The sequence below is a fragment of the Asticcacaulis sp. genome, from assembly GCF_047605585.1.
Lineage (GTDB): Bacteria > Pseudomonadota > Alphaproteobacteria > Caulobacterales > Caulobacteraceae > Asticcacaulis.
In genome coordinates this window covers 723,196-738,278 of the sequence record NZ_JASGFK010000002.1, presented here as the reverse complement: position 1 = coordinate 738,278, position 15,083 = coordinate 723,196, and the positions used below count along the sequence as shown (strand labels likewise).

At 59.4% G+C, this 15,083-nt stretch carries 14 protein-coding genes and 1 tRNA gene; 9 read left to right on the top strand and 6 right to left on the bottom strand.

The window, feature by feature from the left end; genetic code table 11:
• The first annotated feature begins 225 nt into the window (after nucleotides 1–225).
• On the top strand, nucleotides 226–453 hold the full coding sequence (locus tag QM647_RS09255) for a hypothetical protein (protein ID WP_414995212.1): 228 nt from the start codon (nucleotides 226–228) through the stop codon (nucleotides 451–453).
• A 35-nt stretch (nucleotides 454–488) separates the two neighbouring features.
• Here QM647_RS09255 and QM647_RS09250 read toward each other — a convergent pair whose 3' ends face one another.
• From QM647_RS09250 to QM647_RS09230, 5 genes are all read right to left on the bottom strand, one after another.
• Nucleotides 489–1,286 carry an MBL fold metallo-hydrolase gene (locus QM647_RS09250; RefSeq protein WP_414995211.1) on the bottom strand — a complete coding sequence of 266 codons (798 nt, stop codon included), beginning with the start codon at nucleotides 1,284–1,286 and terminating at the stop codon, nucleotides 489–491.
• Entirely contained in the window at nucleotides 1,286–2,074 is a 789-nt protein-coding gene (locus QM647_RS09245) for a TatD family hydrolase (RefSeq protein ID WP_414995210.1), read from the bottom strand. The genes QM647_RS09250 and QM647_RS09245 overlap by 1 nt, the downstream gene beginning before the upstream one ends.
• A gap of 8 nt (nucleotides 2,075–2,082) precedes the next feature.
• Nucleotides 2,083–3,078, bottom strand: coding sequence for a DNA polymerase III subunit delta' (locus QM647_RS09240; protein WP_414995209.1), 996 nt, complete (start codon nucleotides 3,076–3,078; stop codon nucleotides 2,083–2,085).
• Nucleotides 3,075–3,719: a dTMP kinase gene (gene tmk, locus QM647_RS09235; protein WP_414995228.1), complete on the bottom strand. Its 645-nt coding sequence runs from the start codon at nucleotides 3,717–3,719 to the stop codon at nucleotides 3,075–3,077. The genes QM647_RS09240 and tmk overlap by 4 nt, the downstream gene beginning before the upstream one ends.
• Before the next feature lie 83 nt (nucleotides 3,720–3,802).
• Nucleotides 3,803–4,513 (bottom strand): septal ring lytic transglycosylase RlpA family protein, encoded by a 711-nt coding sequence (locus QM647_RS09230; protein WP_414995208.1) that lies wholly within the window; start codon nucleotides 4,511–4,513, stop codon nucleotides 3,803–3,805.
• Nucleotides 4,514–4,788: 275 nt separating this feature from the next.
• Here QM647_RS09230 and QM647_RS09225 point away from each other — a divergent pair.
• The 8 genes from QM647_RS09225 (at nucleotide 4,789) to QM647_RS09190 (ending at nucleotide 11,587) form a co-directional block, all read left to right on the top strand.
• Nucleotides 4,789–4,878: transfer RNA gene (locus QM647_RS09225), tRNA-Ser, on the top strand.
• Nucleotides 4,851–5,072, top strand: a complete 222-nt coding sequence (locus QM647_RS09220) for a hypothetical protein (RefSeq protein WP_414995207.1) — start codon at nucleotides 4,851–4,853, stop codon at nucleotides 5,070–5,072. The genes QM647_RS09225 and QM647_RS09220 overlap by 28 nt, the downstream gene beginning before the upstream one ends.
• 157 nt (nucleotides 5,073–5,229) lie before the next feature.
• A complete protein-coding gene (locus tag QM647_RS09215; RefSeq protein WP_414995206.1) occupies nucleotides 5,230–6,177 on the top strand; it encodes a homocysteine S-methyltransferase family protein in 948 nt (315 codons plus the stop codon).
• A 68-nt stretch (nucleotides 6,178–6,245) separates the two neighbouring features.
• Nucleotides 6,246–7,136: a class I SAM-dependent methyltransferase gene (locus tag QM647_RS09210; RefSeq protein ID WP_414995205.1), complete on the top strand. Its 891-nt coding sequence runs from the start codon at nucleotides 6,246–6,248 to the stop codon at nucleotides 7,134–7,136.
• Nucleotides 7,137–7,438: 302 nt separating this feature from the next.
• Nucleotides 7,439–8,794 carry a glycoside hydrolase 5 family protein gene (locus QM647_RS09205; RefSeq protein ID WP_414995204.1) on the top strand — a complete coding sequence of 452 codons (1,356 nt, stop codon included), beginning with the start codon at nucleotides 7,439–7,441 and terminating at the stop codon, nucleotides 8,792–8,794.
• 201 nt (nucleotides 8,795–8,995) lie between these two features.
• Nucleotides 8,996–9,916, top strand: coding sequence for a LysR family transcriptional regulator (locus tag QM647_RS09200; RefSeq protein ID WP_414995203.1), 921 nt, complete (start codon nucleotides 8,996–8,998; stop codon nucleotides 9,914–9,916).
• A complete protein-coding gene (locus QM647_RS09195; RefSeq protein WP_414995202.1) occupies nucleotides 9,913–10,155 on the top strand; it encodes a sulfurtransferase TusA family protein in 243 nt (80 codons plus the stop codon). The genes QM647_RS09200 and QM647_RS09195 overlap by 4 nt, the downstream gene beginning before the upstream one ends.
• Nucleotides 10,156–10,258: 103 nt before the next feature.
• Nucleotides 10,259–11,587 (top strand): diguanylate cyclase domain-containing protein, encoded by a 1,329-nt coding sequence (locus QM647_RS09190; protein ID WP_414995201.1) that lies wholly within the window; start codon nucleotides 10,259–10,261, stop codon nucleotides 11,585–11,587.
• A 7-nt stretch (nucleotides 11,588–11,594) separates the two neighbouring features.
• Here the strand turns inward: QM647_RS09190 and mfd are convergent, their stop codons facing one another.
• Complete coding sequence (gene mfd, locus QM647_RS09185) at nucleotides 11,595–15,080, bottom strand: transcription-repair coupling factor (RefSeq protein WP_414995200.1); 3,486 nt, start codon at nucleotides 15,078–15,080, stop codon at nucleotides 11,595–11,597.
• Between the last annotated feature and the right edge of the window lie 3 nt (nucleotides 15,081–15,083).

The window sequence follows — 15,083 nt, the reverse complement described above, 5'->3', positions numbered from 1 at the left end:
GGACTGTGTCATTTCTATCCGTGAGAGGCGTGTCCTTTCTATCGGTGATCTACATCGTTTTATCGCATAATAAATATTATGGGAAATAATGGATATCTGTCGCAGGAAATGATCTCTTTTATGCCTTCCTTACGCAGCCTGTCGAATTCACGCACATCGTTTTTACGGCAAAGCCAATAGCGTTTTCAGGACGCCGCCATAATCAGGTCTGTAAGGAGTTCCGCCATGGCCACCATGTCTGCCGTTCATTTCGAACCGACCACCGACACCTTTGGTCAACTGACACTTCACGCGCATCGTCACGCATCCAACATCAATCTGCTCATGGTGCTGGCCTTTGTGGCAACCCTGATCGTGGCCCTGTTTGTTATTGGCATGATCGACAGCGCCGTTTTCGAGCATGCGCATAATCCGACGACCTACTATGGTGGCGTAGCGCTAGATTACGACTGATGCATTATGGGAAATAGACGCATTAATCTTTTGGATTAAATGACTATTTCCATCTGATCGTAGGCTGGCTCGACGCCCGGCGGCAGGATCGCCGTAAGCGCCTCGTAGTCCATATCCTGATGCAGATTGGTCAGGATGGCGCGCTCAGGCCCGAGCCGTTCTATCCAGCCAAGCGTCTTTTCGAGATGCGAATGCGTCGGATGCGGCTTGTAGCGCAGGCAATCCACGATCCATACCTTCAGGCCTTCCAGAGCTTCGAAACTGCTCTCCGGCAAATCCGATATATCGCTGGAATAGGCCACATCGCCCAGCCGATAACCGACGGAACGGATCGGTCCGTGCGCCTGATCGAAAGTGATCACAGGCAGGTCGCCCCCCGGACCGGAAATGGACCAGGGCGCGCCGTGCGGCGGCATATGATGCGGATAGCAGACCGGCGGATAGCCGAGATTGCCCGTAAACACATAGCCGAAACGGCTGGTCAGGCTGTCGTAGGTCGCAGCGTCCATATAGCCGTCGATCGGCTTTTCGCGGGCAAAGGTGTAGGCGCGCATGTCATCGAGGCCGTGGGTCTGGTCGGCATGGTCATGAGTCCACAGGATCGCGTCGATATGCGGCACGCCGGCGCGAATCATCTGCTCGCGAAATTCCGGTGAGGTATCGACAACCACCGAGGTCAGACCATTCCCATCCGACAATCCAAACCAGGCTGAGCAACGCGTACGCCGGTTCTTCGGGTTTTCCGGATCGCAGGCGCCCCAGTAACCGTCAATGCGCGGCACGCCGGTCGAGCATCCCGATCCCAATATCCGGACTGTCAGGGTTTGGGACATCAGATGGCAATCCGATCGAACAGCTTGAAAAAGGCTTCATGAGTGCGCGCCCTCACCTCATCCAGTGTCCAGCCGCGGATTTCTCCCAGCTTGTCATAGACATGGGGCACAAAGGCCGGCTCATTGCGCCGTCCGCGCATGGGAATGGGCGCCAGATACGGGCAATCGGTCTCGATAATGATCCGGTCGGCCGGCATGTCGCGGATCACGGCACGCACATCCTCGGCCGCCTTGAAGGTGGCGATGCCGGACACCGAGAACCAGGCGCCCATTTCCGCACAGGTCTTCGCCAGTTCGGCGCCGCTGGTATAGCAGTGCAGCAGCAGTTTGAACGGTCCCGCCTGATGCGCTTCGCTCAGTATCTGCGCCATCCAGTCATCGGCTTCGCGCGTATGGACCACCAGTGGCAGGCCGGATTGCCGCGCCGCGTCGATATGCGCCTTGAAAACCTGTGCCTGTACCTCGCGTGGGCTGTAATCATAGTGGAAATCGAGCCCGCATTCGCCAATGCCGACCACCTTCGGCCGCTCGGCCAGGGCCAGCAGGTCCGCCGTCGTCAGGTCCGGGTTTTCACGCGATTCGTGCGGATGAGTGCCGACGGTCGCCCAGATATCCGCATGGTCTTCGGCGAACTTGTAGACGGCGTCGAAATTCGAAACCCGGTCACAGATATTGACCATCAGATCCACGCCGGCGGCCCGCGCGCGATCAATCACCTCTGCCTGGTCCTCGGCGAATTGCGGAGCGTGTAGGTTAACGTGCGAATCTATGTAGCGAAATTGCGTCATCTATTACTTCAGGAAAGGGTCGCCAGCTCATTGTATATGGACCAGAAATAGTCGCCGCGATCGAGGTTCACAGCCTCGGTTTCCGGCACGGCATTATTCAGGCGCGACCACAGCTGGGCGTAGGATTGCCCGATTTGCGGCGTCGCGGCGCTGAGCGTACGCTCGTGAATGCGATCGGTCAGACAGTTGATGAAACTGGCGAACTTGCGCGCGCCGTCATTCTTGGCCGAGGACGATTTGAAACTGGCCGCCGCCTGCATCAGCTCGGCGCGTGGCGGCAGGGGCTTTTCCAGCAGCCGGCCGGCGAAAGCATCCATTTCCAGAGTTCCTTCCTCCAGCAGAGTCAGGCCCCTCCCCGGCGCGCCATGCGCCAGATGGACCAGCCGCCCGATGGTTTCCTCGTCGCTCTCAACCCTTTTGCGCAGGAAGGCCTCGACCGCCGCATCGCTCCAGGGCGTGAAGGTCAGCCGACGGCAACGCGAGCGAATGGTTGCCAGCAGACGCCCCGGTGAGTGCGAGATAAGGAAGATAATTCCCTTTTCAGGCGGCTCCTCAAGAATTTTCAACAAGGCATTGGCTGAATTGATATTCAGGTCGTCCACGGCATCGATGATGCACACGCGATAGGGCGAACGCGAGGGCGCCTTGGAAAAGAATTCGCCGATCTCGCGGACAGCATCGACGCTGATATTCTTCTTCAGCTTGCCATCGCCCATTTCGCGTTCGAGCACCAACAGGTCCGGGTGCGAACTGGCCGTGATCAGGCGCACATCAGCGTCATCCGGCGACATACCGAGCACACCTTGCCGGCTGTCACGGTCGCGCCCCATCAGGAAACGCGCACAACGGAAGGCAAAGCTGGCCTTACCGAGGCCTTGCGGTCCGCACAGCAACCAGGCGTGGTGCAGGCGGTTCTTCTCATAGGCCGAAGCAAAGGCCTGATCGGCCGTCTCGCCGTTTTCAAAGGCAAAGCTCTCGCGCGGCGATGTCAGGACTTCGCTCACGACGCGCCTCGCACATCAGGGAAAGCGGCCTGAACCTGCGCCCAGATCTCAGTCGTGATCGGTTCTATGCCCTGGTCGGCATCGATGACGCGGTAGCGTGCCGGAAATTGCCCGGCGCGCGCCAGAAAGCCGGCGCGCAGACGCTCATGAAAGACCTGCCCCTTCGATTCAAAACGGTTCTCGCCATCGCCGCGGGCCTTCGCCCGGCGCAGACCCGCCTCGACCGGCATGTCCATCACCAGCACCAGGTCCGGCTGAGTATCGCCGACCACAGCGGTATCGACCTGTTCAATAAAGCCCTGTGCCACGCCTCCGCCTGCGCCCTGATAGGCGCGGGACGAATCGGTAAAGCGGTCGCAGACCACCCAGGCGCCGCGCTGCAGGGCCGGCCGGATGACCTTTTCTAGGTGGTCAGCGCGCGCGGCATACATCATCAGAAGCTCGCTTGTGGCCGACCAGCGCGTCGCCTCGCCATTGACCAGCAGGTCGCGCAGGGCTTCCGCGCCGGGCGATCCGCCGGGTTCGCGCGTCTGCACCACCTCAAGCCCCATAGCGCGCAGCTTCGCCACCAGCGCTTTTGCCTGTGTGGACTTGCCGGCGCCCTCACCGCCTTCAAAGACGATGAAACGCCCGCCGTTCAGAGGGGAATGTTCGGGTAAATGGCTCACGCTGGAGATAGACCGTCTTTTGACGGATTTCTCAAGTCCAAAAAACGCTGATGGCCTTAATCGCTGTGAACCAGTATCGCTCCGGCAAAACCGGCATCGATAGCGGCCTGGCGATGGGTTTCCGCGGCGGCCGCGCCGGTATAGGGACCGGTGTAGACGATATAGAGATTGTCGCGGCTGTTGATCCGGGCATCGGCCAACCGATCCTGTGCGCGCTCGGCATTGTCTTTCTGGGAATAGGCCCCGAGTTGCACGATATAGCGCTGGTCGTCGTCCGGCCGCGAAGCTGGTGCGGCATAGATCGGCGCCGTCTGCATCCGGTCGGCGGGGCCGAGCCAGGTGATCTTCACCCGTGCCGTACCTGTGGCGTAGACTCCCAGCGCCTTGGCGGCGCCGCGCGACAGATCCATTACCCGGCCTTCGACAAACGGCCCGCGATCATTGACGCGCACACGGATGGTGCGGCCGTTATCGAGATTGGTGACCTCGGCGATGCTGGGCAGGGGAAAGGTCTTGTGGGCAGCCGAAATGCCATCGGCCACGAAATATTCTCCATCGGCCGTGGTGGTGTTGGGCGATTCCCCGGCGTACCAGGAGGCCGTGCCGGTTTCGGTGTGGCCAGGTTCGGGCACGCGCGGATAATAGGTCTTGCCGCGCACCGTATAGGGGCGGAAATTGCCGGGATTATACTGCGGGTTCTGCGCCACTTTCGGCCCAGTCAGGCCGCTGTCGGTATGGGTAGTGGCGCACGCAGCCAGAAACAGCATGGAAACAAGGGGTAAGACCCTTGAAGCTAAACATATAGGTGAGCATTCTGGCTCGGTCATGGCAGGCATCAGGCCCTGAAAAGTGCAATCTACACATAGCATCCTGCGCCCGAATTGCGAAATCTTGGTTAAAACCGGTTAGGCATGAACCGGGAGTGTGAAATTCTTTTAGCGGTTGCCTGACAGAATGGCTTCCGGTCAAATTTTTCGGCAAAATACATGATCGGGACTTGGCACGTCTGTGGAAGCCCGTTACAAGCGCCCTTCCCTCGTGCGGACAGGTGGCCGAGTGGTTTAAGGCAGCGGTCTTGAAAACCGCCGTAGGTGGAAGCCTACCGTGGGTTCGAATCCCACCTTGTCCGCCATTATTAAAAAAGCCGGCCCTTGGGTCGGCTTTTTTAATAATGGCTTGGAGAGCGACGCGCCAGAAGCCATCGGGCGCCGCAGTCGCTTCCAGCAGAACGCCCGGTGCATAGGATTGCGCGATAAAGGCATCCAGATCTTCCGTCGAAAACAGATAGCCGAAGGTTTCGGCAAAGGTCGCCGCCGCCAGGTTTGAAAAGGCGGGCACCAGTTCAGCGGTGGCTGGCAGAATGCGCATAAGGGCTTGAAGGTCTCTCAAACCGGAGGGGCCTGACACAAATCTATCATTTGGCAGCGCCTTGTACAAAAGAGATTTTGTTGTTACGGTAACGCCGTTACGAAAGGAGGTTTCGATGAAAACGAGCTTTCCAGTACAGCGTGACGATATTATCTATCTGACCGAAGGCGGTCAGGAAACCGAGATCATGTACAAATTCGGGCACGAATTGCCTGAGTTTGCCATGTATCCCCTTCTCGATAATCCACGGGCGATGGCCGATCTGAAAGGCATGTATTCGCGCGTGCTCGATGCCGCGGCCAAACACGGCTTTGCGGTCATGCTCACCGGACTCGATTATCGCGCCAGTCCGGATTGGGGCGAAAAACTCGGCTATTCGCGCTCTGGCCTTGCCGACGCCCTGGTGCAATCGGTCGGGTTCCTGCGCGACATATCGCGCCCCTATGAAAGCCAGGTTCCGGAAATTCTGATTGGCGGCATGGCCGGGCCCCGTGGCGATGCCTATTCGCTCAATCGCACCATTACCGCTGATGAGGCCGAAGATTATCATAGCTTCCAGATCGAAACACTCAAAGGTGCGGGTATCGATTTCATGAGCGCGGTCACCTTCAATAATGTTGCCGAAGCGATCGGCGTGTCACGCGCGTCGGCGCGGCTGGAGGTACCGCTCTATATTTCGTTCACTCTGGACAGCAATCATCGCCTGAAATCCGGCCCCAGCCTGAAAGAAGCCATAGAAACGGTCGATGCCGAAGCCGGCGAAGACAGGCCGGATTTTTACGGGCTCAACTGTTCGCATCCGCTTGAATTCGAGCCTTCGCTTGAAGCGGGCGACTGGATTCTGCGGCTGCGCAGTCTGCGGCCCAATGCCAGTTCGAAAGACAAGATGGATCTCTGTGAGATCGGCCATCTGGAGGACGGCGATCCGGCCGATCTTGGCGAACGCATGGGCGTGCTGGCACGGCGTTATCCGCATATCGATATCTGGGGCGGATGCTGCGGCACCTGGGATTCCCATCTTAACGAGATCGCCCGCCATGTGCGGCAGGCGCGGTGGCAATAGCGCCTCAAAGGATGTGTCTTCTTTTTGCTGGTTTTTCCTGACACTATACTCAGGGAAAGGCGGCATAAATGACCGAACAGATCGCGCACGTTTCCGATACGGCCTTTTGGGTGGCCTGGTATCGCTGGCTGGAAACCCAGCGCAAGGACGCCCTCTTCAAGGATCCACTGGCCGGTAAGCTGGCCGGCGCCCGTGGTCACGTACTGGCGCGTCACATGGGCATCGAGCGCGCCATGGCCTGGTCCATGGCGCTACGGACGCACATTATCGACCGTTATATCCTGGCCGCTGTCGCGGACGGCGTCGATTGTGTCGTCAACCTGGGCGCCGGACTGGATACGCGGCCATACCGCCTTGATCTCCCGCCCGGGTTTCAATGGATCGAGGTCGATTTCCCTCATATGATCGATTTCAAGACTGAGACCCTGCGCGACGAAGTGCCAGTCTGCCGGTTGGAGCGCATGGCCTGCGACCTGAGCCAGGACGATGCACGCCAGGCGCTGTTGGCTGGATTGCATAGCAAGGGTGCCCGCATACTGGTCCTGACCGAAGGCGTCATTCCCTATTTGACTAATGAGTCCACTGACTCCCTAGCGCAAAACCTGCATGAACAGGATCATATAAGGTACTGGATACTGGACTATTTTTCCCCTTTCTTCCTGAATCTGGCGGCGCGCGGCGTCGTTATGAAACGACTTCAGGAGAATGCACCCTTCCGCTTCAATCCTGGCCCCACGCCAAATGACTGGTCCGATTACTTCGCCGCCAGAGGCTGGATTATCCAGGACATGACGTTCATAGGCGAGGAAGGCCGGAAACTGGGTCGCGACCTGCCAGCCAACTGGCTGATGCGCTTTCTCATGCGCTTCGCGAAGGAAGAGCGGATGCGGCCCTATCGCCGGATGAATGGCTATGCGGTGATGAAAAAGGGGTCAGATGCCAGACCTGTAGAGCCTTAACATAATTAAATAGAATTATGAATTATTTCATATTTAAATCAAAATAGACCATTCTTTTCAATTCTTCCATCATGCGATTTTCGAACCGTTTATACGGCCGTAATTACCACACCTCCCCCGCTTAACCCCATCCTCTTATCAGCCATACCTGAGGGGCGGCATAAAGCCCTACCCTGGCATCCCATTCTTTTATCCCCGGAGATCGCCGATTATTTATTTCAAATTTCATTAAACTGGGCTAAATCGGTTCTATTCGCCGCCCGACGTCAAAAGCGGCCAACAAAATATGGGAGAACCGTCATATGTCACAGATATCGCGTCGTGCGCTCATGGGCGCCGGCATGGGCACCATGGGTCTGGCTTTTGCCGGCTGCGCGCTCGCCAAACGCCCGCCTTCAGCCACGGGCTCGAATGATTTTGTTCGTGTCGACGGCATACACTTCAAGCTCAAGGACGAGACCTATCGCTATGTCGGCGCCAATATCTGGTATGGCGCCTATCTGGGCTCGACGGCCAGTTTTGGCGATCGCGCCCGCCTGGTGAAGGAACTGGACGATCTGAAAGCGCTCGGCGTTTCCAACCTGCGTGTACTCGGCTCATCGGAACTCTCGCCCCTGATCAATTCGCTCGATCCGGCCTTTTCCAACAAGCCCGGCGACTATAATGCCGACCTGCTGACCGGTCTCGATTTCCTGCTGGCCGAGATGGGCAAGCGCGACATGAAGGCCGTGCTTTACCTGACCAATTTCTGGGAATGGTCGGGCGGCATGGTGACCTACCAGTACTGGACCAATGGCGGCAACTATATCAACATGAACGACCCGGCCCACCCCTGGCCGGCCTTTGCCGATTTTTCCGCGCAATTCTATGCCAGCGGCGCCGCCAAGGAAGCCTATTACAACTATATCCGCATGCTGCTCGGCCGCACCAACTCGGTCACCGGCAAGGCCTACAAGGACGATGCCACGGTCATGGCCTGGCAGCTGTCCAACGAGCCGCGTCCCGGCGGCAGCGACGCCAATATCAAGGCCCATGTTGAGGACTATTACGGCTGGATCAAGGACAGCGCCGCCCTTATCCGTTCCCTGGCGCCGAACCATCTCGTTTCCCTGGGTCATGAAGGCTTGATGGGCGCCAATAACAGCGAAGAGATCGTCATCAAGGCGCACGAGCATATCGATTACCTGACCGCACATATCTGGCCGCAGAACTGGAGCTGGGTCGACAAGGACGATCTCGGCGGCAGTTTCGATGCCGGCGCGCAAAAGGTCCAGGCCTATATCGACGCCCATATCGCCATCGCCCAGAAGCTCAACAAACCCCTCGTCTTCGAGGAATTCGGCTTCCCGCGTGACAATATCAACTATGACGCCGGCACGCCGACTACCTATAAGGATCGCTTCTACGGCCTGATCTACAAGGCGGTGGAAGACGCCATCGCTCACAATACGCCGGTGGCGGGCTCGAACTTCTGGGCCTGGGGCGGCGCCGGCCGCGCGCTTCATGCCGATCACCACATGCTGCGTGGCGAAACCGCGTTTGTCGGCGATCCGCCGCATGAACCGCAGGGCTGGTACAGTGTCTTCAATACCGACACTTCGACCCAGGCGTTGATCAGGGCACACGCCGCAAACCTGAAGAAAATCAAAGCTGGATAAGAAAAAGGCCGCGTCGCACATAGGGAATGCGGCGCGGCCAAGGTTTATCAGAAGAGGCCGTTCTGATAATCTGTAAACCCTTAAGGCGCCAAACCGGCGGCAGCACGAACGCGCACCTGCGAATAGGCCTTGCCCGGCAGTCTATACTTATCTACTGGTGTTGCCGGAAGTCGCACTTTAATCATCGCAGCGTTGCATATTATGGAACAGACTCGTTTCGACCTGGACGATCTCCATGCCTTTTTCATTGTGGCCGAGACCGGCAGCTTCGCGCGCGCCGCCGAGCGCCAGGAAACCTCGAAATCGATTATTTCCCGGCGCGTCGCCAGGCTGGAAGCCAGCCTTTTCACCCGCCTGCTTCACCGGACGGCGCGCGGCACCTATCTGACCGAAGCCGGCACCCTCTATTATGAGCAGGCGCGCCAGGCGGTCTCTCAGCTGGAGGTCGCCGCCGAGAACCTGATCGAGTCGACGGCTGATCTCTCCGGTCCCATCCGTTTTACCGGCCCGATCGTCTTCGGCCGCGATTATCTCGAACCCGTGCTGGCGGAGTTTGTCGGGCTCTATCCCGGCATTGAACTCGACGTCTATTTCAGTGACGAGAAACTGGACCTTACCGGCGAAGGGTTTGATATCGCCGTGCGGGTCGGGAAACTGAACGATTCCAGCCTGACGGTGCGGCGTCTTTGCCAGTCCGGACGCGTGGTCGTGGCCAGTCACGACTATCTGAAACGCATGCCGCCGATCCGTACGCCCGAAGACCTGCAGACCCATGTGCTGCTGCATTACAATGGCACCCACACCCAGGATCTCTGGCAATACCGGCATAAGGGAAAATCCTTTTCCCTGAAGGTTCGACCGAATATGCGTTCCAACAGCGCCAGCATGCTGATGTCCGCCGTCAGGGCCGGTATCGGCGTCATGGTCATGCCGATCTATGTGGCCTCGAATGCGATCCAGTCCGGCGAGGTCAAGGTGGTGCTGGCCGATTACGACTGGGGCGTCAACGAGATCAGCCTGATCCTGCCCCAGGGGCGCAATGTGCCCCGGCGGGTGCGTAGTCTGGTGGATTTCCTGACGCAGAAATTTCATAACCGGTTCAGCCAGGAAACGATCCGGTGACGGCTTTCGCGAAAGAGGGCTTTGTCGTGATCGACGCGCGCGGCCACCGCTGTCCGGTGCCGACGCTGAAACTGCGCCGTCAACTGGAACGCCAAAGGAGCGCCGGCGTCATTCTGCTGGCCAACGATCCGATGGCGCAGATCGATGTGCCGCATTTCTGCAATCAAAACAACTATCTGCTGATATCGACAGAAGCGGTGGATGAAGGCTGGATTTTTACGGTCTCGCCCATTCCATGAAGGCCGGATATGTTACAATAATGTTTACTGTTGCCTTTTAAGAATCGCGTACCCAAATGTCCCTCACCCCCGTTTTTGCCGCCGCTCGACAGGAGCTTGTATCTTGATTTCTCAGGCGCGTTTGCTGTTACTGAGTCATGACGGGGCCTGGCTTGACGGCATGTCGGATGAACTGGACCGCTTAGGGCTGCGCACCATCAGCGCCAGACTGCCGGAAGCGGGCTGCGTGGCGCTCCACGACCTGCCTATCGAAGCCGTTATCGTCAATCGCGCCGATGAAAGCCAGTGGCCTGAGGTGGTGGCGCAACTGCGCAAGGCCTGCTGGCCCCGCCGCATCGCCATCGCCCTTATGCGCAATGACGACCGCTATGACGTGCCGGAAGGCTGGGACATGGTCTTCACCCGCAGCGCCCATCCGCAGCAGATGGTGGTCAGCCTCGAACACCTGGTGCGCGCCTGCATTGCCGAAGAAGAATACGATACGCGTCGTGAGACCTTCAATGCCGACCTGCAGGACCTGGATATCCTGCTGGACAACCAGCCCCCCCTGGCGATTCTGTCAATCGGCCGCCCCGATCCCGAATACCTGGCCCTGACGCATACCCTCACCCTGTCCGGCGCCGAGGTGACGGCCGCCCTTTCCTCATACAGCGCCTTCGATTACCTGCACGACAAGACCTTCGATGCCGTGGTGCTGTGGGGCGGTGACCAACCGACAGAATCGCTGTCCATCGCCGCCGGCATGCGCCGCAATACGCGCCTCTATCACACGCCGGTCCTGCTGCGGCTGAACCGTCTGGTCGAAATCGATATCGGCGATGCCTATATGCGCGGTGTCAACGATATCGCCAATCCCAAGGCGGGAATCGCTGAAATCGCCAGCCGCCTGTTGAAGCTGGCCCGTACTCATCGCCGCCAGATGACCATCCGCCGGACGCTGGAATCGATGCGGCATGGCGCGCAGATGGACAAGGGCACGGGCCTTTTCGGCCGCGATCTGTTCGCAGCCCATCTGGCTCGTCTGTCGAAAGCCGCCACGGAGCGCAACCGGTCTTTGAGCATCTGCGTGCTCAAGATCGCCGATACGCCGGAAGTTGTGCGCGCCCGCACCCAGGGCATGTACAACAAGGCGGTGCCGCAGATCGGATCGATGGTGGCGCGTCTGGTGCGCGCCGAGGATTCCGCCGGACGGCTCTCCAATGATGTCTTCGCCATCGCCCTGCCCGCTACTTCAGTGGACGCGGCGCGCAATGTCGGGGAGCGCATCTCGGCCGTGGTCAGCTGCACGGCTTTCGATTCCGGTCAGGGCAAGCCGCCCTATGTCGTGGAATTCGTCGTCGGCGCGGCGGAGATACAGGCCGGAGAGCCTGCCGCCGCGGCTTTGACACGCGCAGCGGCCGAGGTCGGCAATCCGGATCGCGAGGCGGTTTAAGCTCCGTTCAAGCCTCCGCCGCCAGCTTCGCCAGATCCTTCATAATACGCTCGGCGGCCGCCAGACGTTCGGCGGCTTCGGGCCATTCGCCTTTCACCAACAGCTTCTGATCAGGTCGCAGCTTCCAGTCATTCGGTCGCGCCTGGATTAGCCTGATCAGCCCCATCGGGTTATTGAAACTGTCATTGCGGAAGGTGATGACGGCACCCTTGGGGCCGACATCCAGCTTCGCGACATTAGATTCCCGGCACAAACCCTTGATTCCGACGACTTTCAGCAGCTGCTCGGCTTCTTGAGGGATCGGGCCGAAGCGATCGATCAGTTCGGAGGCCAGGGCTTCGCGGTCCGCCAGTTTCTCGGCCTCTGATACGCGGCGATAGAGCGCCAGACGGATATTGAGGTCAGGGATATAGCTTTCGGGAATCATGACGGCGGCACCGGCATTAATTTGCGGCGACCAACTGCGGGCATCGGCCTGGGTATCGTTCTGCTCGCGCAGTTCGGCCACCGCGTCCTCCAGCATCTGCTGGTACAGCTCGACACCAATTTCACGGATATGGCCGGATTGTTCATGGCCGAGCAAATTGCCACCGCCACGAATATCGAGGTCGTGGCTGGCCAGCTGGAATCCGGCGCCTAGATTATCCAGGGATTGCAGAACCTTGAGCCGCTTTTCTGACGCAATGCTCAAGGTCTTGTGCTGTGGCGTGGTCAGGTAGGCGAAGGCGCGGGTCTTGGAGCGCCCCACACGGCCACGGATCTGGTACAGCTGCGCCAGGCCGAACATATCGGCGCGATGGACGATCAGCGTATTGGCGGTCGGCACATCGAGACCGGATTCGACAATGGTGGTGGAGAGCAGCACATCGTATTCGCCCTCATAGAAGGCGGTCATGACGTCTTCCAGTGCCGTAGGCGACAGCTGGCCGTGACCGATAACAAACTTCACTTCCGGCACATGGGCGCGCAGGAAGTCGGCGACATCGGGCAGATCGCTCAAGCGCGGCACGACATAATAGGCCTGCCCGCCACGATACTTTTCGCGCAGCAGGGCCTCGCGCAGGGCCACCGGATCATAGGGCATGACATAGGTGCGCACGGCGATGCGATCGACCGGCGGGGTGGCGATGATCGACATGTCACGGATGCCGGAAAGCGCCATTTGCAGGGTGCGCGGGATCGGCGTGGCGGAAAGCGCCAGCATGTGGACATCGGCGCGGAAGGTCTTTAGCTTCTCCTTGTGCTTGACACCGAAATGCTGCTCTTCATCAACAATAACAATGCCTAAATCCTTAAAGCTCACCTGATCAGAGAGCAGGGCATGGGTGCCGATGACCACCTCGATCTCACCCTTCTTCAAGCCTTCGCGGGTCTCGTCGGCTTCCTTGCGGCCCACCAGACGCGATAACTGGCGTACGCGGATCGGCCAGCCCTGGAAGCGCTGGCTGAAGGTCTTGAAATGCTGGCGCGCCAGCAGGGTAGTTGGGCAAACTATAGCCACCTGCTGGCCGGACATGGCGACTACGAAGGCGGCGCGCAGGGCCACCTCGGTCTTGCCGAAACCGACATCGCCGCAAATCAGGCGGTCCATCGGCTGGCCTTTGCCCAGGTCTTCCAGAACATCGGCGATGGCATTGAGCTGGTCGTCGGTTTCCTCATAGGGGAACTGGGCGCAGAACTCGTCATAGAGACCCGATGGCGGATCAATGGTCTGGCCCTGCTTCATGGCGCGTGCAGCTGCCAGCTGGATCAGGCCATCGGCCATTTCGCGCAGACGTTCTTTCGCTTTTGCCTTGCGCGCCTGCCAGCTGGCCGAGCCAAGGCGGTCGAGTTGGGCGCTGTCGCTGTCGGCGCCGTAGCGCGTCAGCAGGTCGATATTCTCGACCGGCAGATACAGTTTGGCGTCGTTGGCATATTGCAGGTCAAGACAATCGTGCGGCGCGCCGGCGACATCGAGCGTCTTCAGGCCGTCATAACGGCCAATGCCGTGTTCGATATGGACCACCAGATCGCCGGGCGACAAGGCCGATGCTTCGGCCAGAAAGTTTTGGGCACGCCGACGTTTACGCGGACGGGCTAATCTATCGCCTAAAATGTCGGTTTCGGAAATGACAGCCAGGCTTTCCGTCTCGAAGCCGTGATCGAGCGGCAGGACCGCGCGCTGGATCGGCTTCACCTTGGTGCCGGCGACACCGAAGCTGACGGCATCCGCCCAATCCGCCGCCAGCCGCAGGCCGGTCAGGCCGTGATCGGCCAACATGACGCCCAGGCGATCGGAAGACCCGTCGGTCCACGAGGCGAATAGCACTCGCTTGCCCTGTTTGGCCAGGGCCTTGGCGTGATCGGTAACGGCGGTGAACAGGTTGGTCGAATCGAGCAAACGTTCCTGGCCGAAATTACGGCCCGGCCGACCGCCGAGGTCGATCACCTGCGCGCCTTCGCGCTGGAAAGGTTCGAAACGACGGATGCGCTGGCCGCTCAGCGCGGCATTCCAGTGCGCTTCATCGAGATAAAGCTTCACCGGGGCTAAGGCGCGATAGGCCGCCCCGCCCTTTTCCTTCATCGCGTCGGCGCGCAGTTCATAGGCGTCCTGAACGCTGGCGGCGCGTTCTGCAAAGGCGTTTTCCGCCAGCGCATCGATCATGACAAGGGTTTTAGCGGGCAGGTAGTCGAAGACGGTATCGAGTTTATCGTAGAACAGCGGCAGCAGATGCTCGACGCCCTGCCGGCGGATACCGGATGACAGGGCGGTATAGATCGGGTCATCGCCCGGTGCCCCGAAGGTTTCGAGATAGTGCTGACGGAAGCGGCTGACACTGGCCTCATCCATGCGGATTTCCGCCACGGCGGTGAAATCCAGATAGGTGATCTGCTTCAGCGAGCGCTGGCTTTCGGTATCGAAGCTGCGGATAGATTCGAGCGTATCGCCAAAGAAATCGAGCCGGACCGGCTCATCATGGCCTGGTGAAAACACATCGAGCAGGCCGCCACGGACGGCGAATTCGCCCTTTTCCGCCACGGTCGAGACGCGCGTATAGCCGTGCGTCAGGAAATAGGTTTCCAGGTCGCGGATATCGAGCGACTGGCCGGGCTTCAGCGAGAGGCGGCCTTCATTGATGACGCTGAGCGGCGGCACCTTCTGCATCAGGGCCGCAGCCGTGGTCAGCAACAGGACCGGGCTGGCGGGCGCCTGGATGCGGAACGCCGCCAGTTGCGAGAGGGCATACATGCGCTGGGCCACGATACCCGGCGTCGGGCTCATGCGGTCATAAGGCAGACAGTCCCAGGCCGGAAAGTTCAGAATCGTCAGATCGGGCGCAAAGAATTTCAGCGCCTCCGCAACGCCATTCATGCGAGCGAAATCACGCGCTACGAACACGCTGAGCTTTTCAGTGCGCGCCAGATCGGCAGTGATCAGGCTGTCATAGCCTTCTGGCGCACCACTCAGGACAAATTCGCCCGTCGAGCCTGTTATCCGTGACAAATCGGGCATTTT

What these genes read in the sequence shown, in the direction of transcription:
- QM647_RS09205 (WP_414995204.1), top strand. Translation starts at nt 7,439, where the DNA reads ATGTCACAGATATCGCGTCGTGCGCTCATGGGCGCCGGCATGGGCACC.
- QM647_RS09230 (WP_414995208.1), bottom strand. Translation starts at nt 4,513, where the DNA reads ATGCTGTTTCTGGCTGCGTGCGCCACTACCCATACCGACAGCGGCCTG.
- mfd (WP_414995200.1), bottom strand. Translation starts at nt 15,080, where the DNA reads ATGCCCGATTTGTCACGGATAACAGGCTCGACGGGCGAATTTGTCCTG.
- QM647_RS09200 (WP_414995203.1), top strand. Translation starts at nt 8,996, where the DNA reads ATGGAACAGACTCGTTTCGACCTGGACGATCTCCATGCCTTTTTCATT.
- QM647_RS09210 (WP_414995205.1), top strand. Translation starts at nt 6,246, where the DNA reads ATGACCGAACAGATCGCGCACGTTTCCGATACGGCCTTTTGGGTGGCC.
- QM647_RS09215 (WP_414995206.1), top strand. Translation starts at nt 5,230, where the DNA reads ATGAAAACGAGCTTTCCAGTACAGCGTGACGATATTATCTATCTGACC.
- QM647_RS09255 (WP_414995212.1), top strand. Translation starts at nt 226, where the DNA reads ATGGCCACCATGTCTGCCGTTCATTTCGAACCGACCACCGACACCTTT.
- QM647_RS09245 (WP_414995210.1), bottom strand. Translation starts at nt 2,074, where the DNA reads ATGACGCAATTTCGCTACATAGATTCGCACGTTAACCTACACGCTCCG.
- QM647_RS09250 (WP_414995211.1), bottom strand. Translation starts at nt 1,286, where the DNA reads ATGTCCCAAACCCTGACAGTCCGGATATTGGGATCGGGATGCTCGACC.